Consider the following 21,492-nt stretch of genomic DNA (forward strand, 5'->3'; position numbering starts at 1 on the left):
CGCGTCGGGCCGCGTGAGGCCCGAGGCCGGGGCCGCGGCCCTCACGCCTCCCAGCGCGGGACCTCCTGGCACGGGTGCAGCCCGGCGGCGTCGGTCGCGTGCGAGTTCTGCACCGCGACCTCCGTGCCGAACTCGAGGTACGCGCGCAGGGCGTCACGCGTCCGGGCGTCGTCGGGCAGCCCGGCGGTGTCGGCGGCGGCGAGGAAGAGGTCGACGAACCGGCGCCGCTGGTCCTCGCGGATCGCCTTGCCCGCGTGCGGGGCGAGCAGCGCGGGGAACCCGCCGAGCTCGTCGGTGTAGCGCGTCGGGCCGCCGAACACCTCCGCGAGGAACGCCGTGAGGTGCTCGACGTGCGCCGGGTGACCCGCGCCGAACAGCGGCTGCAGCAGCGGGTCGGTCAGCACGGTCGGGTACCAGGCGGCGACGAGCCGGCGCAGCCCGTCCGTCCCGCCGACGTGCTCGTACAGGCTCTCGGCGCCGTCGGGCGGCGCGGGTGCGGGGTCGACGGTCGGTGCGGCGGGCTCGGTCACGGGTGCCTCCCTGGGGCGTCCCGCCACCGTGGCACGAGCTCCGCACGGGCGACAAGGCTCGTCGTTCTGCCCTCGGCGGAGCGACGCCGGGCCGGGCGGCCACCCGGATCGAGGACGCGGCGGCTGCGGGAGGGGTGGCGGCTGCCGGAGGGGTGGCGGCTGCGGGGGGTGGCGACTGCGGGGGCGTCGCAGCTGCGGGGGGGCGTGGCGCCTGCGACGGTGGCCGCGGTCAGCGGCGCAGTCGCTCCACGAGCCACGCGGCCGCGTCGTTCCCGGCAGCCCCGGCTCCCCGCACGAGCAGCCGCTGCACCGCACCCGGCTGGACGGCGCTGCGCTGGACAGCGCTCGGCTGCACCGCGGGCGTCGCCGCACCGGGGGCCGCCGGCACGGGAGCCGGTGCGGGCGGCGGCGGGCCGAGGAAGATCTCCCGGATCACCGTCGCCTCGGCCTCGAGCTCGGCCGCGCGGCCCGGGTCCGCGACCGCCGAGCCGCTGCGGTGCTGCTCCGCGACCTCGACCGTCACGACCGTCATGCCACGCGACGGCGCCCACTGCCCGAGCGAGCGGCCCCGCGCCGCCTCGACCGCCATCTGCTTCGCCGAGAGCGCCTTGTCCTGACCCGGGTACAGGCTCGTCCACGCCGTGCCGCGGCGGTTACCGCGCGTGTTGACCCCCAGCGCGTCGGCCCGCTTCGCCATCGTCAGCGCGAGCGCGTCGGCGGCCTGCGCCTGCGGGTCACCCGCCGCGGCCGTGGACGGGTGCGGGTCCGCGAAGATCCCCGCCTGCCCGAGGTCCTTGATCGCGTGCACCGAGACGATCCGCGACGGCTTGAAGGCTTCGATCAGGGCCATCAGCGCGATGTTCGACGGCTCGACGACCCTGCCCTTCGCGTCGAGCGGCTTCGCCAGGTCGAGGTCCTTGCCGAGGTCCGGGAACTGCCGGTTGGGGTCCATCTCGCCCGGCGTCGCCCGGCCGGGGTCGTTCGCGGCGTTGCGCAGCTGCTGGTACTTCGCGACGGCGATGCCCGACTGGGTCTTCGCCAGCTTCTCCTCCCACGCCCCGCGCGACGCGACGTTCGCGGGGAACAGGCGTGGGACGACGACGACGGTGAAGTGCGGCTGCATCGTCCGGAGCTGGACGAGCAGCCGCTCCGCGACCTCGACCCCCGACTGCTCGGAGCCGTGCACGCCTGCGACGACGAGCGCAACGTCCGGCACCTTGCCCGCGAACAGGTGCGCGGTGGTCGCCGCGTTGCCGGCGGCGTCGAGGCCGATCGGGACCCCGGCCTGCGCCGCAGCCCGCAGGAGCGCGCCGGCGACGGCGAACTGGCCCGGCAGCGGCGGGAGCAGCTGGATCGTCCGGAGGAGCTGGGCGTCGGCGGTCGCCTGGGTCGCCTGCGTCGCGGCGGCGGCGACCTTCGCGGGGTCGGGCGCGCGCTGCACGGCCCGGCCGGCCGTCGCGGTCCCCTGGGCGCCGAGCGCAGCGGCGGTCGCGGTCTCCCGGGTGCCGAGCGCGGCGACGGTCGCGGCGGCCAGGACGGCGTTGCCGGGCACCGGGCCCGGACGGGAGGCGCCGAGGTCGGGGTCGGGCGCGCAGCGGGTCGACCGCTGCACCGCGTCGGGCCGCCGCTCGCCGTCGACCGTCCGCCGCCCCTCGGAGCCGACCATCCGCCTCGCCGCCCTCATAGTGCACCCGCCGCCCCCGCCCGGGCCGACCCTTCCCGCGGACAGCCGGACCCTGCGGCGCCGGGCGCCGGCGTGGTCACGGCGTGGGCCGGAGCCGAGCCGGACCCGGAGCCCACCCGCCGGGTGCCGGGCACCGGCGGGCGTCCGGGTGCGGTCCCGACCATCGTCCTCGGCGCGCACCGGCCGGCCGCCGGTCGCCCGGGCAGCCGAAGGGGACGACCGGTGTGCCCCGCCGTCCGGGCGAACTCGAGCGGAACCACCCTGGCGGCCGCTCACGAGGTGCGGGGGGACGGCCGATCAACCGGGCATGGGATACGCAGACCAGCCCCGGTACTCCCCGAACGGGAGGTTCTTCTGGGACGGGCACCGCTGGACGCCGGTCGAGGACCGGCTCTGGGACGTGCGCCTGCCCTCCGCCGTCGACACCGCCGAGCCCGACGAGCCGTGCGCGCACTGCGGGGCGAGCCCGGGGCGGCGGTCGTTCGGCGACCTGACCGTCGTCTGGCTGCTCTCGCTCGTGATCTCGCTCGGTGTCGTCGTCGGCGGCCTCGCGACGTACGTGGTCGCCGCTCCCTGACCCGCGACCGACCCCACCCGCCTCGGCGCCCCGGGTGGAGCGGCCGACCGCGACAGCCCGGTGTCGTCCCGTGCCGCGCGCCCGGGTGCGCGAGACTGACCCCATGCCGCGACCGACGCGTGCGCCGAGCCGCACCGCACCCCTCGACCCGACGGCCCGCCTCCGCACCGCCACCCCGGCCCCGTGACCGACGCGCTCGCGCACGTCGCCGACCTCGGCACCTCGACGGTCCTGCTGCTCCTGCTCGCGGCGCTGCTCGCGGGCTGGGTCGACGCGGTCGTCGGCGGCGGTGGCCTGCTCCAGCTCCCGGCGCTGCTGCTGGTCCCCGGCGTCTCGCCCGTGCAGGCCCTCGCGACGAACAAGCTCGCCGGGATCATGGGCACGACGGTGAGCGCCGTGGTGTTCTACCGGCGCGTCCGGCCCGGGCTGAGCACCGCGGCCCCGATGGCGGTCGCCGCGCTGCTCGGCGGTGCGGGCGGCGCAGCCCTCGCGAGCTCGCTGCCGCCCGAGGTCATCACGCCGATCGTCCTCGTCGCGCTCGTCGTCGTCGCCGTGTGGACGCTCGCGCGGCCCGCCGCCGGGCGCGTGACGCAGCTGCGCTGGTCGGGCGTGCGGCACACCGGCGCGGCTGTCGTGCTGGGGCTCGCGGTCGGCGGCTACGACGGGCTCGTCGGGCCCGGCACGGGGAGCTTCCTCGTCATCGGGCTCGTCGGGCTGCTGGGCTTCGCGTTCCTCGAGGCGTCCGCGAACGCGAAGATCATCAACGCCGTGACCAACCTCGGGGCGCTGGTCGTCTTCGCCCTCACCGGCGCACCGCTCTGGGTCCTGGGCCTGATGATGGGCGCCGCGAACGTCGTCGGCGGCTACGTGGGTGCGCGCATGGCGGTCGCGCGCGGCAGCGGGTTCGTGCGCGTCGTGTTCCTCGTCGTCGTCGCGGGGCTCGTCGTGCGCCTCGCGTGGGACCTGGTCGCCTGACCCTCCGACCGTCGTCACCGGCGGGGCGCCACGCGCGCTCCCGCCGCGGTCACCGTGCGACGAGCGCTCCCACCGCCCTCACCGGCCGGGCGCGACCAGCGCGCGCGGCCGGAAGCTGCTGTCGTCCTCCGTCAGCGCGCGCAGCACGGTGCTCGCGGCCTGGTCGAGGTCGACGTGGTCCGCGGTGCTCGCCCGCAGCAGCGCCGTCTGCGCGTCCTGCGCCGTGCAGCCGTTGCAGTGCATGAGCACGCCGATCGCGCGGTCGAGGCGCAGGCACGCCTCGAGCGCACCGCGCGGGGGCTCGCCGGGGCGCGCGAGCCGGGCGGCGATCTCGGCGGCGAGCAGCCGCGCGTGCCGGTGCGCCTCGGCGAGCGCCAGCGGGTCCCACGCGCCGGGCACGGCGGAGTAGAGGGTAAGCGCGACGCTGATCCCCCGGGCGACCGGCGCGGGCACGGCGGCCGACGAGGCGAACCCGACCTCCGTCGCGCACGCGCGCCACGCCGCCCAGCCGTCCCCCTCGGGGACGCGCGGCACCACGACCGGGTGGAGCTGCTCCATCGCCGCGATGCTCGGCCCGGTGCCCAGCCGCGCCTCGACCTGGCCGCAGCGGGCGGCGCGCTCGTCGCTGCTCGCGGCGCGCACCAGGGCGCCCTGCTGCTGGATCGTGATGCCCGCGGACCCGCCGAGGTCCCGGGCCACCGCGCCGACCCGCTCGCGCAGGTAGGGGCTGACCCGTTCGTGGAGGTGAGCGACGACGTCCTGCATGGGAGTCCGATCCGCGGCCGGCGACCGCTGGACGGGGCGGCACCGGCCCCGTCCGGACCGCACCGCCACGACCCGCCCAGCGTCTCACGGCGCTCGCGGGGACGCGCGACGCGAGCCGCGCACCGTCGGGACCCTCCCCCACCGCCGCGCCCGCGGGCAGGCCGCCGGGTGACGTGCGCCGGAGCGCCCCCGGGAGGCGGGCGGGCGCCGTTAGGCTGCGCAGCGACGCCCGCCCCCGGCCCGAGCCGGTGAGCGGCGCCCGCCCGAGCAGGGCGCGCACGCACCGCACACACGCCCACCCGGGCACGAGCAGACAGGAGAACCGGTGGCCGTCCTCACCGCCGACAAGCGGGTGCTCCACGCCGACCTCCAAGGGGACTCGGTTCGCGCCGCGTCCGGCTCGATGGTCGCGTACACCGGCAGGGTCGAGTTCAAGTCGGCCGGCATGGGCGGCGGCGGCGGGTTCCGCGCCGCGCTCAAGCAGAAGGTCGCGGGCGAGTCGATCTCGCTCATGACGTGCACCGGCTCCGGCCGCGTCTACCTCGCGCAGGACGCGATGGACGTGACCGTCGTGCAGCTCCAGGCCGACACGCTCACCGTCGAGTCCGAGCACGTGCTCGCCGTGACCGAGGGCCTCCAGCTCGACGTCCAGTTCTCCGGCCTGCGCGGCATGACCACCGGCCAGGGCCTCGCGACGACCAAGATCTCCGGGACCGGGCAGTGCGCGATCATGTCGCACGGCCCGCTCATCGCGCTCGCGGTCACCCCCGGGCAGCCGCTCGTCGTCGACCCCGACGTGTACGTCGCGGGCGTCGGCCAGACGCAGATGAGCCTCGTCTCCGGCGTCTCGTGGCGCTCGATGGTCGGCGACGGCGGCGGGGAGCCGTTCTCGCTGCGCTTCGAGGGCCAGGGCACCGTGTACATCCAGCCGGCCGAGCGCTGAGGGGCGGGGACATGCCGTTCGAGATCGTCAACAAGAAGGTCGTCCGCGCCCAGGTCAGCCAGCAGAGCCCGGTCCTCGCCCGGCGCGGGGCGATGCTCGGCTACGACGGCCAGGTCACGTTCCGGCCGATCCAGGGCCAGGGCCACGGGGTCGGCGGGATGGTCGGCGCCGCGATGTCCGGCGAGTCCAACCCGATGATGGCGACCGAGGGCACCGGCTCGGTGCTCTACGGGTTCCGCGGGCTGCACGTCACGGTCATCGAGCTCACGGGCGACTCGCTCACCGTCGAGGCGGACCGGCTCCTCGCGCACGACGCGAACCTCCAGACCAGCGTCGAGTTCATCGGCCAGGGCGGCGTCCGCTCGGCCGTGCGCGGGGCGATGACGGGCCAGGGGCTCTTCACGACCCGGATCGGCGGGCACGGCTCGGTCGCGCTGCTCTCGCACGGCGGCACGTTCCCGCTGCAGCTCACCGGCGACGTCGTCGGCGTCGACCCGCAGGCGTACGTCGGTCACGTCGGCGCGCTCCAGGTCGACCTCAAGGCCAGCGTCGGCATGCGTGACCTCGTCGGGCGCGGGTCCGGCGAGGCGTTCCAGCTCCACGTGTCGGGTCACGGCACCGTCTACGTCCAGGCCTCGGAGGCGAAGTTCTGATGATCACCGGGATCGACGCGGCCGTCCTCGACGCCCAGACGCTGCCCAGCAACGACAACGTCAACGCCTACGCGTTCAGCATCGACCTGAACGGCGAGTGGTTCACGTCCAAGGGCGCGATGATCGCCTACTACGGGACCATCGACTTCTCCGGCGTGAGCGCCTTCGCGTCGCGCGCCGCGTGGGTCGCGGCCCGGTTCTCCTCGCCGCTGTACGCGCAGGACTGGGTCGTCGCGAGCGGCCGCGGCAAGCTCGTCATAGGCGACCGCGGCAACGACATCAACTCCTACGACCTCGACAACGGCAACCTGACGATCAAGCAGGTCAACCTGCTGGCGTTCGAGACCGGCCTCGAGCTCAAGCAGTCGATCGTCCCCGGGTTCGTCACGCTCATCGGCACCGGCAAGTTCCTCGCGTCGTCGAACGGCCCGGCGATCTTCGTCGAGCCGCCGTTCCGCGCGGACCCCGACGCGCTGCTGGGCTGGGCCGACTGCCCGTCCCCGAGCCAGCACTACGACTACAACTGGATGGCGTACTCGCTCATGTCCGGCGTCCAGGCGATGCTCGGGCGCGAGTCCGGCGAGGAGCGCCAGTACGACTTCACCGGCGCGGGCACCGTGCTGCTGCAGTCCTCGGAGATGGGGCGCCACGACCCCGCGCTCGCGCGGGTCGTCGAGGCGCAGACCAACCTGCTCGACAACCAGACGGCCGCGCAGCTCGGCCAGCGGCTGATCGCGCGCGCCCAGCAGCAGTGAGCCGGGGGCCGCGGCGTCGGTGACGCCGTCGGCCGGGCAGCGACGCGGGACGGGCGGGGCACGTCGACGACGGCCCCGCCCGTCCCGCGTCCGCGTCCGGGCCGTTGACGTCCCAGCGGTCCGTGGTCTTCAGTGGTCGCGCAGCCGACGACGGCCCGACGCCGGCGCACCCTCGTCCCAGGAGGCCGGGTGACGCCGACCCGTTCGCGTCCGTCGCCGCAGCACCAGCCCCGCCGCGTCGTCGTGCTCGGCGCGAGCCTCGCCGGGGCGCTCGCCGCCGCAGCGGCCGCGACGTCCGCCCCCGGCCGGACCGTCACGGTGCTCGAGCGCGACGAGCTCCCTGCGTCGCCCCGGCCCCGCAGCGGCGTCCCGCAGGGCCGCCAGCCGCACGTGTTCCTGCTGCGCGGGCTGCTCGCGGTCGAGGAGCTGCTGCCGGGCTTCCGCGACGACCTCCGCGCGGCCGGGGCCGTCGAGATCGACACGGGCGACCTCGCCTGGAACAGCGAGCTCGGGTGGCAGCCGACCGGGCGGCCGCAGTTCGCGCTGCTCTCGGCGACCCGGCCGCTGTTCGAGGACGTCGTGCGGCGGCGCGTCGCGGGGCTGCCCGGCGTCGAGGTCCGGGACGGCGTCCGGGTCGAGGGCCTGCGCCGCGGCGGGCCGGGCGGTCCGGCGTGGTGGGTCGACCTCGCGGACGGCACGAGCGTCGCCGCGGACCTCGTGGTCGACGCGACCGGGCGCAGCTCGCGGCTGCCCGGGTGGCTCGACGCCCTCGGCGTCACCCCCGCGCGGGTCACCGACATCGACGCCCGCGTCGGGTACGCCTCACGCCTGTACGCGCTCGCGCCGGGACGGGTCGCCCCGACCGGCGTCGTCGTGCAGCAGTCGCCCGGCGAGCCCCGCGGCGGGCTCGCGCTCCCGGTCGAGGGCGGCCGGTGGGTCGTGGCGGGCGTCGGGTCCGGGGCGCAGCGGCCCCCGCGGGACGACGACGGGTTCGTCGCGCACCTGCGCGGGCTGCGCGACGGCGCGCTCGCCGAGATCCACGACGCCGGGGTCCCCGAGGGCGAGGTCGCGGTGCACCGGCAGACCGGCAACCGCCGCCACCACTACGAGGACGTGCGGGACTGGCCCGCCGGGCTGCTCGTCACCGGCGACGCGCTGTGCGCGTTCAACCCGGTGTACGGGCACGGCGTCACGGTCGCCGCGTGCGAGGCCCTCGTGCTGCGGGACGCGCTGCGGCGCGGGCTGCGTCCGGGGCGCGAGCGCCGGGTGCTGCGCAGGCTCGCGCGCGAGGCGGCCGTGCCGTGGGCCATCGCGACCGGGGAGGACCTGCGCTTCCCGACGAGCGACGGCAGCCCGCCCCCGGTGTCGGCGCTGCTCGGGCGCTGGACCCGGCAGGTCGGCCTGCTCGCGGTGCACGGCGACGAGCTCGCGCACCGCACGACGTCGGCGGTGTACCACCTCATGGGACCGCCGCGGCTGCTGCTGCGCCCCGGGCTCGTGGCGGCGGCGGTGCGGGCCCGGCTGCGCGGCTTCGGCCCGGCGACCGAGCGGCCGGTCGTGGTGCGCCCGGTCGGGGTGCGCCCCGTCGTGGTGCGCCCGGGCGCCGACGGTGCGCCGGCCGACGGCGGGCACGACGCCGGCCGGGCGGCGGACGCCAGCCCGGCCGGACGGTGAGCGGGCCTCAGGCCGAGCGCACCTTCATCGTGTACGTGCCCGTGCCCGTCTTCTCGTCGAAGTGGCGCACGCGCAGGTAGTACGTGCCCGGGTCGAGCGCGGTCGCGATGCGGGCGTTGAGGCCGACGCCGCTGTCGTCGTCGGACGCGACGAGCCTCGTCGGGTCCTCGGGCCCGAACAGGTCCATCACGAGGTCCGTCGGCCCGCGGGTGTTCGCGACGTACGTGCCGGCCGTCGCGACGGTGAACTTGTACAGGTCCTCCTCGCCGGCCGCGCCGATCGAGGCGGGCGTGCGGTTGGCCGCGTCGACGAGCAGCTCGGTCGCCTGGAGCTCCGGCGGCTTGATCGTCCTCGGGTACGCGTCGGTGCTGCCGATGTACGCCTTGTCGACCTCGGAGAGGACCTCGTTGGCCTCGGTGCCGACCCCGTCGAGGGTCCACCGGGCGGGGAAGAAGTAGAGCATGATCGACTTCGGGTCGAACTTCGTGCCCTTGACCTGGTCGGCCGTGTACTTCTTCAGCACGTTGTGCCGGATCGTCTCCGGGCTCCAGTTGTTGGGCGGGCCCATGAGGTCCTTGATGACGACGGGCTCGTTCCAGCGGATGCCGCCGTCGGGGTTCTGGTGCTCGTGCGCGAGGCCGAGCGCGTGCCCGAACTCGTGCGCGGCGGTGCCCCCGTCGAGGAAGCCGAGGTTCATCGTCGGCTCGTCCGGCGGGATCGTGACGTTGTCGGTGCCGACGTAGGACCACGCGCCGTCGGTGGGGTCGAACGCGATGCGGATCTGGGCGTCGGGCGCGTCGTCGAACACGAAGTGGATGTTGGCGTGCTCCGTCCACCACCCGGCCTGCTCGCGGGCGACCTGGCGCTGCGCGGGCGTCCCGCCGAGGAAGCGGACGTGCAGCGTGGACCCGGTGATCCACAGCTTGTGCAGCAGGGTGATCGCCTGCAGACGCCCGTCGACGTCGACGGTGCGCTGGAGGCGCTGCTGGTCACGGAACAGGATGCGGTCGGTGCAGAACCTGGCCTTCTCGGGTGTGCTGGACATGCTCGGCTCCTGGACTGGGCGGACGGTCGGGGCGTCGTCTGGCGGCGACGCAGGGAGGACGCCGGGCGCGGGCCCGTGATACGCGACGCGGCGCGCGGCTCCCCCCGGTGCCGCGGCTGCCACCTGTGCCGAGCACGGTACGAGGACCGACCGACACGACCGGTCCGCGCCGCGGCGCCTACCTGCCCCGGGGCCCCGGTCGCGGGCGCACGACGAGGGCCGGTGCCGGCCAGCCCGGCGGTGGCGGCCACCCGGCGACCGCGCCCACGACGGCGAGGTCCGCGAGCGAGCGGGCGGCGATGCTGCACGCGCCGGCGGGACCCGCGACGTCGAGCACCCAGGCCCGGCGCGGCAGCCGGAGCGGCGCCGGGCCGCAGTATCTCGGGTGCGAGGCTCACCCCGGGCGTGGCGGAGGTCCCGGGGCGACCGGGCACGCCGTCGACCGCCCTGGTCGAGATCGACGACGCCGCGGTCGGGGCCCTCGTCGCGGCCGCCGAGCAGGGTGGGGCACCGCTCCGCGTCGGCGGGGTGACCGTCGACCTGGCCGGGGTCACGGGCGTCGCCGGTCTGGTCGCCGCCGTGAACGGCACGCCGCAGCTCGACGGCGTCGTCGTCGCCGAGGTCGCGCCCGGCGGGTTCGTGCTGCGCGCGGTCGCACCGGTGCCGGCACCCGTCGTCGTCGACGGGGTCCCGAGCGTGTCGGCGCCGGGTGAGCCGACCGTCCCGGCAGTGCCGGGCACACCCGCGGGAGTCCGGGGCGTCGTCGACCTCGCGCACCTCCCGGGGTCCATCGCGCTCGGCGGCGGACCGGCTCTCGACCTGGCCACGGTCGGCACCTCGCTCGCGCCCGGGTCCGATCCGTCGACCGTGGCCACGGCTCTCCGGTCGGCGCTCGAGCAGCACCTGCCCGGGCCCAGGTCACGGTCGGCACCGACGGCGCGTTCTCCGTGACCGCCCCGACGTCCGCCGGCGAGCGGTTCACGGTCGTCACGTCGGGGACCTTGCTCACGCTCGAGGCCATCGACCGGGCGATCGAGACCGTCTCGACCGTCCGCGCCGGTCTGGGTGCGGCGCAGAACCGGCTCGAGCCGGCCGCCGACGCGGCGGCCGCTGCGGCCGAGCAGCTCGCGGCGGCCCGCAGCCGCATCCAGGACGCGGACGTGGCGCTCGAGATGTCGCGCGTCGTCCGCTCCCAGGTGCTCAGCCAGGCGGGGACCGCCGTCCTCGCGCAGGCGCGCTCGGGCGCGCAGGACGTGCTGGCCCTGCTGCGCGGCTGAGCCCCCGCAGCCCCCCGCGACGCACCCACCCACCGGAGGCGACCGGCCCCGGTGGGTGCGCGTGCGGGAGCTAGACCTGGACGCCGCGGCAGCCGGCCGAGCAGTCCGTCGCCCACAGGCCCGCGAGCGCCGCCAGGGAGTCGTTGTGGACGAGCCGCTCGCCGTTGGGGCCGCGGCGCGTCGGCGTCGGCGTCGGTCCCGCAGGGGTCGGGGTCACGCCCGGAGCCGGTGTGCCGCCGCCCGGCGGGCTCGTCGGCGCCGGGGCAGGGGTGCTCGGAGCGGGTGACGGACCGCTCCCGGGGGCGGGGGTCGTGCCGCCGCCGGGCTGCGGGCCTGCGCCGTCCCCGTACACGAGCGCCTGGCTGAGGACGCTCGAGCGGCCGTTCTTGAACAGGGTCACGTCGTACGTCCCTGCCAGGGCGGCGGGCGCCCGGAAGACGACCGCCGTCGCGGAGCTGCTCAGCACGTCGGCGACGCGCGTCGCCCCGATCCGGACGCTGACGCCCGCCTCGAGCGCCGTGCCGCTCACCGTCACGGTCGTCCCGCCGGCGGTGCTCACGTGCACCGGTGAGATCCGCGTGACCTGGAAGGCCCCGACCGCGTCGTAGTGCTTCGCGTCCGAGCCGGGTGCGGGCACCGTCGGCTGCGCCGGGCCGGGGGTCGGCGAGCTGCTCGCCGACGGGGCGGGTCGGGGGGTCGCCGTCGCCCCGGGTGCCGGGGTCGGGCCGGTCGGGGGCGCCGAGCTCGGTCGCGGTGTCGCCCTCGGGGCCGGGCTCGTGCCCGGCGCGGGCGCGGAGGTCGGCACGGGGCGTGGCGTCGCGGTCGATGTCGCACCGGGGGTCGGGCGCGGGCCCGCGGGTGCCGGAGCCGGACCGCCGACCGGCGGCGTGCTCGGGGCCGGGGCCGGGGTGGCACCGGGAGCGGTCGGCCGCGGAGTCGCACCACCGGGGGCGGGCTGGCCTCCGCCGGGCGCCGGGGTCGTGCCCGGTGCGGGCGTCGCACCCGGGGCCGGAGGCGTCGTCGGCGCCGGCGTGGCGGGGACGCGGGGCGGCGCGACGACGAGCGGTGCCGCGTGCGGACGGGTCAGCGGCCGCCCGTCCTTGAGCACGTGCGCGGTCAGGGCGAACTCGCCGGCCCCGAGGGTCAGCGACGGGGTGAGGGTGCTCGTGCCGAGGAACGGCTTGCTGCCGAGGTCGAAGGTGACCTGGCCGGCGTCGTCGGTCGTGAGCGTCGTGCCGTCCAGCGTGACGTCCTCGTCGGCGACCGCCCAGACCTGGCCCTCGTGGCGCATCGCGAGCCCGAACGTCACCGCGTACGTCCCGGCCCCGGCCGTCGACGCGAGCTCCACGCGCGGTTCCACGGTGCCGGCCTCGGCGACCATGCCCGAGAACGTGTACTCCACGTCGTCGGCGCTCGGGCCGGCGAGCCTGCCCACGGTCAGCCGCCCACCCGTCACGGACCGCGTGGTGAAGGCCGGGAGGCGCTCGGCGTCGGCGAGGATGCGTGCCTTGAGCTCCGCGACGGTGAGACCGGGGTCGATGCTGCGGTACAGCGCGGCAGCGGCCGCGACGTGAGGTGCGGCGATCGACGTGCCGCTCACCAGGCGGTAGCCGCCGTCGTCATGGGTCGTGAGCACCAGCTCGCCGGGGGCGAACAGGTCGACCGACGTCCGCCCGTACGCGCTGAACGTCGAGGCGGTGTCCGTCGCGGTGGAGGACCCGACCGTGATGACACCGGGGTTGGTGAGGCTCGCCGGGTAGAACACGTTCGTGTCCCGGTCGCCGGAGTCGTTGCCCGCGGCGGCGACGACGAGGGTGCCCTTCGACGTCGCGTAGTCGACCGCGCTCTGCATCGCGGCGAGGGTCGCCCCGCCGAACGCACCCCCGAACGAGGCGTTGATGACGTCCGCCCCGTGGTCCGCGGCGTACCGGAACGCCGCGATCGCGGCGTTGATGTCGACGCTGCTGCCGCCGCCGACCACGAGCGGCATGATCTGCGCCCGGGGTGCGACACCGGCGGTGCCGTGGCCGTTGTCCCTGCGGGCCGCGACGGCGCCGGAGACGCCGACACCGTGCGACCCCATCGTCCCGTTGTCGAGGTCCGCGTTGTTCGCGTAGAAGTTCCAGCCGTGGCAGTCGCCGGCCTTGCCGTTGCCGTCGGTGTCCACCGAGCCGCACGCCTCGGCCGGGTTGGTCCACAGCGCGCCGACGAGATCCGGGTGGTCGGTGTCGAAGCCCGTGTCCACGACGGCGACGACGGTGTCCTGGCCCTGGGCGACCGCCCACCCCGTCGGGGCGTCGACGTCCGCGCCCGCCCTGGCCTGCTGGCCGTACGCGTTCGACCCGGTGTTGCGCAGGTTCCAGCCGTACGGCGCGTACATCGGGTCCTCGGCGAAGACCGTGCCGGTGACCGACGGCTCGGCCTCGAGGACCTCGGGCAGCGCCGCGACCCCGGTGAGGTCGAGCGACGTGGCGACGAGCACGCGGTTGTCGTGGAGCACCTGGGCGGAGGCGACACCGGGGCGCGCCTCGAGCGCGGCCAGCACCCCGGGGTCGACGGGGGTCCGCGCGGGCTCCGGCGCGCCGGTCGGCGCTGACGGGTCGGTCGAGGCGGGCGCGGCGGTGCTGCGTCCGGCGGCGGTCGTGGGTGCGGCGGCGGTCGTCGCGGGCGCGGGGCTCGCGGGGGCGGGGCTCGCGGGGGCGGGGCTCGCGGGCGCGGGGCTCGCGGGCGCCGGACGGGGCTCGGCGGGCGCGGGGACGACCTCGCCGCTCGCGCCGGGCGTCACGTCGACCGCCCCGTCGCCGACCACGTAGTAGGAGCGCCCGTCGACGTGCGCCGTGCGGCCGTCGGACCCGAGCAGGCCGACTGCCGTGCCGAGGCGCGCGAGGTCGACGGCGCCGGTGCCCTGCGACCGGCCGGGCACGACGGGGGCGGGCTCGCGTCCGGCGTCCGCGGGCACCGGGAGGACGGCTGTGTGGTCGGCGACTCCGGTCGGCACCTCGGGGACGTCCGGGCCCGGCGGCGTCGGAGGCACCGCGGCCGGTGGGAGCGCCTGCGCCGCGGCGGTGACGGCGTCCGTCCCTGCGAGCGCGACGACGTACCGGTTCAGGCCGTCGCCCTCGCCGTGGTCCCCCGCGACCGCGACGGCGTCACCCCCGCCGCCGACCACGACCAGGCCGATCGAGACGACGAGCGCGGCCGCGGCAGCGGCTCCGGTCCAGGTGCGGCGGGGTGTCATGGGGGCTCCTCGGGTGCGGACGTGCGCACGCCTCATCGGCAGTGCAGCTCCGACGTGAGCGACCTGCCCCTCGGCGAACGGGTGGTCCTGCGCCGGCCTGCGCCGATCGGGCGACGCAGAGCCCACGGCTTCCGCAGGGCGGACGTCCGCGCGGTCGAAAGACTTGCCAGCGTTCTGTCACCGATATATCGTTACTGCATGGACGGAGCACCCGCTCCCTTCCGGCGCCCGAGGCAGCCGAGCGACCACGCTCGCGCCCCGCGCCGCACCCGCCGACGCGACCACCCGGTCCGCGGCACCCACGAACCCCCAGGAGACATCCCGTGCGACACCATCACCACCATCACCGAGACCTCCCCTCCGACCGCGCCGAGCGTCGCGGCCCCGACCCCGCCGACGCCGTCACCGGGCGGACGTGGCGCGCGCGCCGCAACCGCGGCGGGTTCCCCGGCTTCCCCGTCGACGACTCCGCGGCCGAGCCCGACCGTCGGGGCGGACCCGGCGGGCGCAGCGGCCCCGATCGCGGCGACGGCCCGTTCGGCGGGCGCGGAGGCGGACCCTTCCGCGGACCGTTCGGCGGGCCCGGCGGGCCCGGCGGGCCGTTCAACGGCGCCCCCGGCGGACCGTTCGGCCACGGCGGCGGGCCCGGCGGGCCCTTCGGCCACGGCCACCCCGGCGGCGGTCCCTTCGGACCCGAGCACGGCTTCGGCCCGCACCCGCGCGGCCGCGGACCGGGCCGCGGTCCTGGCCGACGGGCCGGTCGCGGCGACATCCGCGCCGCGGTCCTGCTGCTCCTCGCCGAGCAGCCCATGCACGGCTACCAGCTCATCCAGGAGATCGGCGAGCGCACCGGCGGGCGGTGGCGTCCCAGCCCGGGCGCGATCTACCCGGCACTCGCGATGCTCGAGGACGAGGGCCTCGTCACGATCACCGCGGAGCAGGGCCGCAAGCTGGCCCGGCTCACCGACGCGGGCCAGGCCTACGTCACGGACCACGCCGACGAGCTCGGCAGCCCGTGGCAGGACGCCCAGGACCGCCCGGTGCACCCCGGCCGGGCCCTGCGCGAGGCGCTGGAGGCGCTCGGAGCCGCCGCCGGGCAGGTCGCCCGCACCGGCGACGAGGCGCAGACCGCCCAGGCGCTCGCCGTGATCGACCGCGCGCGGCGCGAGCTCTACCTCGTGCTCGCGGGCGAGCCCGGCACCGGCAGCACCCCGCCGCCCCCGGCGCCCGAGGGCTGACCGGGTCGGACCCGGCAGCGCGGCAGTCGTCCCCAGGACGGCTGCCGCGCTGTCATCGCCCCTGTCCGGTCACCGTGCCACGGTTCCCCCGCTGGACCTGCGTGGTCGTCGCCCCCCGGCCCGGTGGCCGCGCAGTCGTCGTCCCCGGCGCGACAGCCCCGCCGTCGTCATCGCCGCGTCCGGGCGGGCCGCCGCCCGCGGTGTCGCCCTACGCCGACGCGACCCGGTCCTCGTCGCGCACGGCCGGGCGCAGCTCGACCGTGCCGTCGCCGGGGAAGACGAGGCCCGCGACGAGCTCGACGAGGTCCGCGGGGTCCTCGGTCTCGATCACGTAGAACCCGCCGAGCTGCTCGACGGTCTCGGAGTACGGGCCCTCGGTGACGACGTGCCGGGTCTCGCCGGCCGGCAGCCGCACGAGGGTCGAGGTGCTCGCGCGCCGCAGCTCACGGCCGAACGTGATGCGGTGGCCCCGCTCGGCGCACGCGGCCGTGAAGTCCTCGTGCTGCCGGTCGATGGTCGCCGCGCGCTCGTCGTCCATCGCGACCCACGTGGCCTCGTTCCCGTGCAGCAGGACGGTGTACTCGGTGGTCATGTCGTGTCCCCTCGCTCCGAGGGCGCTCGGTGGGTGCCCTTCACCAGCATGACGCGCGGCGTCGACGCCGATCGACACCCGGCCGTCGCGAGGTGGGCTCCCGCCGCGGCGCGCCGTCAGGCGGAGCCGCGTGCCCCCGCGCCGGCGAGGAGGACCTCGGCGGGCGTGACCGCGAGGAGCTGCCGCGCCGCGACGCCGATGACGGCGCTGTACGTCGGGTACGCGAACTCGACGCGCGCGAGCGTCGCGACGTCGACGCCCGCGGCCATCGCGGTCGTGACCGCCTGGATGACCTCGACCGCGTTCTCCCCCACCGCGTGCGCGCCGAGCAGCAGCTCGCGGCGGCGGTCGGCGACGAGCTTGAGGAACCCGCGCGGGCGGTCGTCGATGATCGGCCGCTCCATGGTGTCGTAGGCGACGTGCGCGACGACGCAGTCGCGGTCCCGGGCGCGCGCCTGGTCCTCGGTGAGCCCGACGCCCGCGTAGTCCGGGTCGGTGAACCCGCCGGCCGGCAGGAGGTGGTGCGGGGTGCGCCGGGTCGCGCCGAGCACCGCGTTGCGCGCCGCCGCCTCGGCCTCGACGTGCGCGGCCTGGACGAGCATCGCCTGACCGTTCGCGTCGCCGGCCGCGAAGACGTGCGCCGCGCTCGTGCGCAGGTACTCGTCGACCACGATGCGCCCGCGCTCGACCTGGACGCCCGCGGCGTCGAGCCCGAGGCCCTCGACCGACGCGGGCCAGCCCGTCGCCATGATGACGTCGTCGAACGTGCCGCGGTGCTCGGCACCCTCGGCGCGCCAGGTCAGGACGATCCCCGAGCTGTCGTCGGCCTGGCGGAGCGACTCGACGCCCTCGACGGACGTGACGACGCGCACGCCCTGCTCGGTGAACGCCTGTGCGACGGCCGCGGACACGGCAGCGTCGGTCTGCGCGAGGATCCGGGGCGCGACCTCGAGCAGCGTGACGTCGCTGCCGAACGCGTTGAAGATCGTCACGAGCTGCGCGCCGGTGTTCCCGGCGCCGACCACGGCGACGCGGCGGGGCAGCCGCGGCAGGTCGAGCACGTGCTCGGGGAGCGTCGCGAGCTCGGCGCCCGGGACGGGCAGGCGGCGCGAGTGGCCGCCGACGCAGAGGATGACCTGCTCGGCGCGCAGAGTCCGCCCGGACGCCTCGAGCTCGACCTCGTGCGGGCCGACGAACCTCGCGCGGCCCTCGAGCACGAGGTCGACGCCGGCGGCGCGGAGCCGGTCCGGCTCGTCCTTCGCCGCCAGGACCCGCTCGACGGTCGAGCGCACGCGCGCGACCGTGGTCGGCCAGTCGATCGTCTGCTCGGTGACCGTGATGCCGTACGCGTCGGCCGTGCGGACCTCACGCATGAGGCGCGCGGTCTTGGCGAGCACCCGGGTCGGCACGCACCCGGTGTTGACGCACGTGCCGCCGGTGCGCCGCGCCTCGACCACCGCGACCCGCGCACCGAGCTCCGCGGCGCGCAGCGCGGCCGAGGTGCCCGCGGGACCGGCGCCGATGACGAGGACGTCGTAGGTGTCGCTCATGCCCTCACTGTCCGCGCGGGCGCGCGGCGCGGCGACCGCTCGGGGGCCGGTTCACAGGAAAGCCGTGCGGCGGTTCTCAGGAACGAGACACACCTCACACCGCGCGGGGTGGCGGGGACGCCGGACCGGGCCGGTCAGGCCGGGGGCCGCGCGGTGCTGCGGCGCACGACGAGCTCGGTCGGCAGCACGACGCTCTCGGGCTCGGCGGGCTCCCCCGCGCGCGACCGCTCGATCGCGCGGGTGAGCGCACCGGCGGCGGCCCGGCCCTTCGCGGTGAGGTCCTGCCGGACCGTCGTCAGCGCGGGGCGCATGCGGCTCGCGAGGGCGCTGTCGTCGAAGCCGACCACGGAGACGTCGTCGGGCACGCGCAGGCCGAGGTCCTGGGCGGCGTGCACGACGCCGAGCGCCATGAGGTCCGAGAAGCAGAGCACCGCCGTCGGGCGGTCGGGGGTGTCGAGCAGCAGCCGGGCACCCTCGTAGGCGTCGGGCTCGGTGTTCCCCGGCACTTGCGCGGCGCTGACCTGCACACCCGCGGGCCGCAGCACCGAGAGCCAGCCCTCGACGCGCGCGGTGTCGACGTAGGTCGTGCCGGCCTGCTCGGGCTCGACGAGCCCCTGCGTGCCTCCGTACCCCTGGGTGAGGAGGGCGACCGAGCGGTGCCCGAGCGCCAGGACGTGCTCGGCGCCGAGCCGCGCGCCGCCGACGTCGTCGAGCAGCACGCTGCCCGAGCCGGGGAGCGGCTGCTGGTCGACGAACACGAGCGGGAGCCGGCGCTTGACGAGCCAGTCGAGCGCCTGGGTGTCCCCCGCGCACGAGTACACGAGCGCGCCGTCCATCGGGATGTCGCGCGCCGGGATCATCGCCGCGGAGCCCGTCGAGGGCAGCAGCGCGAGGGCGAGCCCGGTCGGCGCGAGCTCCTCGGCGAGGGCCCCGAAGAAGCCGGTGGCGATCTCGTCCTGGAACGCGGTCCCGATCGACTCCGTGAGCAGGACGCCGACGGCGCCGGTCGTGCCGCGGGCGAGCGCGCGGGCCGCCGGGTCGGGGCCGACGTAGCCGAGCTCGTCGGCCGCGGCGAGGATCGTGCGCCGCAGCTCGGCCGAGAGCTGGTCGGGCCGGGAGAAGGCGTTGGAGACGGTCATCCTGCTGACGCCGACCTTCTCGGCGACCGTCTGGAGCGTCACGCGCCCCACGGCGCCACCCGGTTCCCCGTCATGGGGTCCAGGGTAGGTCGCCGCGGTGGCGCCCGACGGGCCCGGGTCGCGCGCGGCCGTCGCGGTCGCGCGTGCGCCCGGGCCCGACGGGTCAGTGCGCGGGGTGCGCACCGGAAGGGGTGCAGCGCGGGGCGACGGCGTCGCCCAGATGGTGCAGCGCCGTGGCGAGCACGCCCCGGGTCCGGCGGGCGACCGGCGGACGCTCGCGGCGCGGACGCGGCGGCACGACCGGCGCGTCGGGGCGCGCGCTGTGGGACTCGTGCAGGACCGCCCTGCGGGACAGGAGCAGGGCGAGCTGCGGGCTCTCCATCATCGTGGTCTCCTTCGAACGTGTCTGTACCGCTAAAGTAGCGGGGCTGTCTGTACCGGTCAAGTGCACCGCGCACGTGAGTTGCGCGAGACGGCCGTCGACGCCCGGACGGGGCGCCTCGCGCCGCGCGGTGCGGTTCGGCCGACACCTGGTCGACGAACGGGCAGGGCGCAGATGGACAACCCGCGCGGAGATGTTCTGCTCGGCCGCAGCAGCGGCCGGCCGGCTCACGGCAACGGCCGCCCGGAGTCGTCGGTCACGTCCACCTGCGTCGAGAACTTCGTGCAGAACACCGCGTAGGTGCCGTCGCCGCGGCGCACGACCGTCGCGCCGTCCTGCCAGATGCCGTTCTCGCGCGACCACGGCGAGCCGATCGGGTCGCCCTGGTTCTGGTGGATGTTGTGCACGCCGCGGGTGCCGTCGTGGAACGGCTCCCCCAGGACGAGCACCCGGACCGACTGCGCGATCAGCGGCTCGAGCACCGCGAGCGCGTCGAGGCTCGTCCCGCCGCTCCACGGGAGCTCGCTCGTGGGCGCGACGACGAACCGGACCTTCTCGAGCAGCGGTCCCAGCAGGCACCCGAGCCGACGGGGACGCAGGTCGGGGTTGCGGATGTAGTCGAGCGCGCCGGACGCCGGCGTCGGGGCCAGCGGGTGCCACCCGTCGGCGAGCGCGTGCAGGTCTTTGAGCCGGGACCCGTCGAGCTCGACGAGCTTCCAGCGAATGCCGTTCGGCACGGACTTGCTGTCGACGTCGATCGCGCAGTGGTACAGCCCTGCCGGCGTCGCGACCCGCAGGTTGCCGTGGAAGTACTGGCCGTGGTCGTTGACCGGGTCCCGGTAGTAGCTGTGCCGGGTCCCGATGACGACGCCGTAGCCGTGCGTGAGCGGCATGTCCGTCTCCTGCCGTGGTCGGCGACTCACGCAGGAGGAGGGCGCCGGGCGCGCGGTGATACGGCGCGCCCGGTGACGGCTCAGCGCAGGCCGGAGGCCTCGACCCAGGCGACGGCCTCGGCGCGCGTGGAGACGCCGATCTTGCGGTAGGCGGTGCGGAGCTGGGACTTGACCGTGTTCCGGCTGACCCACAGCCGCGACGCGATCTCCTCGAGCGTCACGTCCTCCGCGAGCTCGGCGAGCACGACCCGCTCGCGCGGCGTCAGCATCTGCACGCCGGCCACCGTCCGGCCTGGCTCGACCATCGTTCCGTTCGTCATCTCTGCCCCCACTCGGTCCGAGGCGCCCGGGCCCCGGAAAGAGCCGCGCCGCATGTGCTGCTTGATGCTTCAATTCATCGGCGGGGGCGGCGGGAAGTTGAGGACGACGACGCACCGGTCCACCGGACACGCCGACGGAACCAGACGCGCCCGGGTGAACCGGCCGCCACCGGCAGGCGAGCAACGACTGGCACGGCACCCGAGCCGGCGGCGGGCGGAGACGCCGCGAGCAGGGCGGCGGCCGGCGCAGCAGGACGCGGACGGGAAGCCACCGGCGGTCGGCGTGCCCGCCACCGGACGCCTGCCGAGACCCGGCACCGCTCCGACACCCGCACACCGCCGACACCCGTCCGCCCCCCCATCCGGGCACGTCCGCATCCGGGACGGCTCAGAGCCGGGGCGGCCCCTGACGTACGCGGTCGAGCAACGTCTCCGGGGTGTCGCGCTGCGCGTCCCACCGGGACTCGACCCACCACGTCGCACCGGCGTCCGCGTACGCGCGTGCGTGCGCCGCGGCCGCGTCGGGGCCCTCGGGCAGCACGCCCTCGACGACCACGTCGAAGTCCCCGAGGAACCGCTCCGGCTCCGCCGCGGCGAGCGCGCGCCGCCGCTCGTCGGTCCACGCCACGAGCGCGCGCACGTCGTCCGGTGTCACCGGCCCGGTCCGGCCCTGCGGGATGACGCCGTCCCAGCGCGCCGCCCGGCCCATCGACCGCTCGCTCGGCCACGCGCCGACCGCCCACACGGGGATCCGCGGGCGCTGCACGGGCTGGGGGCGGAACACCAGGTCGGTCACCGTGTGGTGGGTCCCCGCGTAGGAGAACCGCTCACCGCTCCAGGCACGCTCGAGGATCGCGAGCGCGTCGTCGAGCCGCTCGGCCCGCCCGCGGGCGCTCGTCGTCTCGCCGCTCACGCCGGCGAACCCGCCGTCGTCCACCGCCCCGAGCCCGACCGGGAGCACGAGCCGGCCGCCCGAGAGGTGGTCGACCGTGACGGTCTCGCGCGCGACCTTCCAGGGTCGGCGCCGGGCGAGCGGGAAGATCATCGCCCCCAGCCGGATCCGCTCGGTGCTCACCGCGAGCGCACCGAGCAGCGTCCACGGGTCCCACGTGTCGAGCTCACCGACGCTGATGCCGTCCCACGTGAAGAACCCGTCCCAGCCGTGCGCCTCGGCCTCCTGCGCGAGCGCGACCGTCTGTGCCACCGAGCCGAAGCTCCCCACGAACCCGAACCGCACGCGCCACGCTCCCCTGTGTCGTCCC

At 76.5% G+C, this 21,492-nt stretch carries 21 protein-coding genes; 9 read left to right on the plus strand and 12 right to left on the minus strand.

Going from position 1 to position 21,492, the window contains the following annotated elements; all coding sequences use genetic code 11:
- Positions 1–41: 41 nt before the first annotated feature.
- Positions 42–530 carry a group II truncated hemoglobin gene (locus CCE01nite_RS03800; protein WP_052104397.1) on the minus strand — a complete coding sequence of 163 codons (489 nt, stop codon included), beginning with the start codon at positions 528–530 and terminating at the stop codon, positions 42–44.
- 229 nt (positions 531–759) lie between these two features.
- Positions 760–2,214, minus strand: coding sequence for a M14 family metallopeptidase (locus tag CCE01nite_RS03805; protein ID WP_141371995.1), 1,455 nt, complete (start codon positions 2,212–2,214; stop codon positions 760–762).
- Between the two features lie 307 nt (positions 2,215–2,521).
- Between CCE01nite_RS03805 and CCE01nite_RS03810 the strand changes: the two genes are divergently transcribed.
- On the plus strand, positions 2,522–2,791 hold the full coding sequence (locus CCE01nite_RS03810) for a hypothetical protein (protein ID WP_034635140.1): 270 nt from the start codon (positions 2,522–2,524) through the stop codon (positions 2,789–2,791).
- 183 nt (positions 2,792–2,974) lie between these two features.
- Entirely contained in the window at positions 2,975–3,766 is a 792-nt protein-coding gene (locus tag CCE01nite_RS03815) for a TSUP family transporter (protein ID WP_034635143.1), read from the plus strand.
- A gap of 78 nt (positions 3,767–3,844) precedes the next feature.
- Here the strand turns inward: CCE01nite_RS03815 and CCE01nite_RS03820 are convergent, their stop codons facing one another.
- On the minus strand, positions 3,845–4,531 hold the full coding sequence (locus tag CCE01nite_RS03820; RefSeq protein ID WP_034635146.1) for an ANTAR domain-containing protein: 687 nt from the start codon (positions 4,529–4,531) through the stop codon (positions 3,845–3,847).
- Positions 4,532–4,856: 325 nt separating this feature from the next.
- Between CCE01nite_RS03820 and CCE01nite_RS03825 the strand changes: the two genes are divergently transcribed.
- The 4 genes from CCE01nite_RS03825 (at position 4,857) to CCE01nite_RS03840 (ending at position 8,556) form a co-directional block, all read left to right on the plus strand.
- Positions 4,857–5,474: an AIM24 family protein gene (locus CCE01nite_RS03825; RefSeq protein WP_034635147.1), complete on the plus strand. Its 618-nt coding sequence runs from the start codon at positions 4,857–4,859 to the stop codon at positions 5,472–5,474.
- A gap of 11 nt (positions 5,475–5,485) precedes the next feature.
- On the plus strand, positions 5,486–6,127 hold the full coding sequence (locus tag CCE01nite_RS03830; RefSeq protein WP_034635148.1) for an AIM24 family protein: 642 nt from the start codon (positions 5,486–5,488) through the stop codon (positions 6,125–6,127).
- Positions 6,127–6,882, plus strand: a complete 756-nt coding sequence (locus CCE01nite_RS03835) for an AIM24 family protein (RefSeq protein WP_052104495.1) — start codon at positions 6,127–6,129, stop codon at positions 6,880–6,882. The genes CCE01nite_RS03830 and CCE01nite_RS03835 overlap by 1 nt, the downstream gene beginning before the upstream one ends.
- 189 nt (positions 6,883–7,071) lie before the next feature.
- Positions 7,072–8,556: an NAD(P)/FAD-dependent oxidoreductase gene (locus CCE01nite_RS03840; protein WP_174774676.1), complete on the plus strand. Its 1,485-nt coding sequence runs from the start codon at positions 7,072–7,074 to the stop codon at positions 8,554–8,556.
- Positions 8,557–8,563: 7 nt separating this feature from the next.
- Here CCE01nite_RS03840 and CCE01nite_RS03845 read toward each other — a convergent pair whose 3' ends face one another.
- A complete protein-coding gene (locus CCE01nite_RS03845; protein ID WP_034635150.1) occupies positions 8,564–9,601 on the minus strand; it encodes a M12 family metallopeptidase in 1,038 nt (345 codons plus the stop codon).
- Positions 9,602–10,006: 405 nt separating this feature from the next.
- Between CCE01nite_RS03845 and CCE01nite_RS21175 the strand changes: the two genes are divergently transcribed.
- Together CCE01nite_RS21175 and CCE01nite_RS03855 are read left to right on the plus strand one after the other, a co-directional pair.
- On the plus strand, positions 10,007–10,552 hold the full coding sequence (locus tag CCE01nite_RS21175) for a hypothetical protein (RefSeq protein WP_034635152.1): 546 nt from the start codon (positions 10,007–10,009) through the stop codon (positions 10,550–10,552).
- Entirely contained in the window at positions 10,549–10,878 is a 330-nt protein-coding gene (locus CCE01nite_RS03855; protein WP_052104496.1) for a flagellin, read from the plus strand. Before CCE01nite_RS21175 ends, CCE01nite_RS03855 begins: the two co-directional genes overlap by 4 nt.
- Before the next feature lie 70 nt (positions 10,879–10,948).
- Here CCE01nite_RS03855 and CCE01nite_RS03860 read toward each other — a convergent pair whose 3' ends face one another.
- A complete protein-coding gene (locus CCE01nite_RS03860; RefSeq protein ID WP_170223933.1) occupies positions 10,949–14,116 on the minus strand; it encodes a S8 family serine peptidase in 3,168 nt (1,055 codons plus the stop codon).
- A gap of 323 nt (positions 14,117–14,439) precedes the next feature.
- On the opposite strand from CCE01nite_RS03860, the gene CCE01nite_RS03870 reads away from it, so the two are divergent.
- Complete coding sequence (locus CCE01nite_RS03870; protein ID WP_141371997.1) at positions 14,440–15,354, plus strand: PadR family transcriptional regulator; 915 nt, start codon at positions 14,440–14,442, stop codon at positions 15,352–15,354.
- Positions 15,355–15,562: 208 nt separating this feature from the next.
- On the opposite strand, the gene CCE01nite_RS03875 is transcribed toward CCE01nite_RS03870, so the two are convergent.
- The 7 genes from CCE01nite_RS03875 to CCE01nite_RS03905 all read right to left on the minus strand — a co-directional run bounded on the left by CCE01nite_RS03875 (position 15,563) and on the right by CCE01nite_RS03905 (position 21,434).
- Positions 15,563–15,946: a YciI family protein gene (locus CCE01nite_RS03875; protein WP_034635216.1), complete on the minus strand. Its 384-nt coding sequence runs from the start codon at positions 15,944–15,946 to the stop codon at positions 15,563–15,565.
- 116 nt (positions 15,947–16,062) lie between these two features.
- Complete coding sequence (locus CCE01nite_RS03880; RefSeq protein ID WP_052104501.1) at positions 16,063–17,496, minus strand: dihydrolipoyl dehydrogenase family protein; 1,434 nt, start codon at positions 17,494–17,496, stop codon at positions 16,063–16,065.
- Positions 17,497–17,630: 134 nt separating this feature from the next.
- Positions 17,631–18,677: a LacI family DNA-binding transcriptional regulator gene (locus tag CCE01nite_RS03885; protein WP_246056308.1), complete on the minus strand. Its 1,047-nt coding sequence runs from the start codon at positions 18,675–18,677 to the stop codon at positions 17,631–17,633.
- A gap of 121 nt (positions 18,678–18,798) precedes the next feature.
- Positions 18,799–19,020 (minus strand): hypothetical protein, encoded by a 222-nt coding sequence (locus CCE01nite_RS03890; protein ID WP_034635210.1) that lies wholly within the window; start codon positions 19,018–19,020, stop codon positions 18,799–18,801.
- A gap of 224 nt (positions 19,021–19,244) precedes the next feature.
- Positions 19,245–19,910, minus strand: coding sequence for a DUF2278 family protein (locus CCE01nite_RS03895; RefSeq protein WP_034635207.1), 666 nt, complete (start codon positions 19,908–19,910; stop codon positions 19,245–19,247).
- 80 nt (positions 19,911–19,990) lie between these two features.
- Positions 19,991–20,230: a helix-turn-helix domain-containing protein gene (locus tag CCE01nite_RS03900; protein WP_246056309.1), complete on the minus strand. Its 240-nt coding sequence runs from the start codon at positions 20,228–20,230 to the stop codon at positions 19,991–19,993.
- 388 nt (positions 20,231–20,618) lie between these two features.
- Positions 20,619–21,434, minus strand: coding sequence for an LLM class flavin-dependent oxidoreductase (locus tag CCE01nite_RS03905; RefSeq protein WP_246056310.1), 816 nt, complete (start codon positions 21,432–21,434; stop codon positions 20,619–20,621).
- Positions 21,435–21,492 lie beyond the last annotated feature (58 nt).

This window comes from Cellulomonas cellasea, from assembly GCF_006538745.1.
GTDB lineage: Bacteria > Actinomycetota > Actinomycetes > Actinomycetales > Cellulomonadaceae > Cellulomonas_A > Cellulomonas_A cellasea.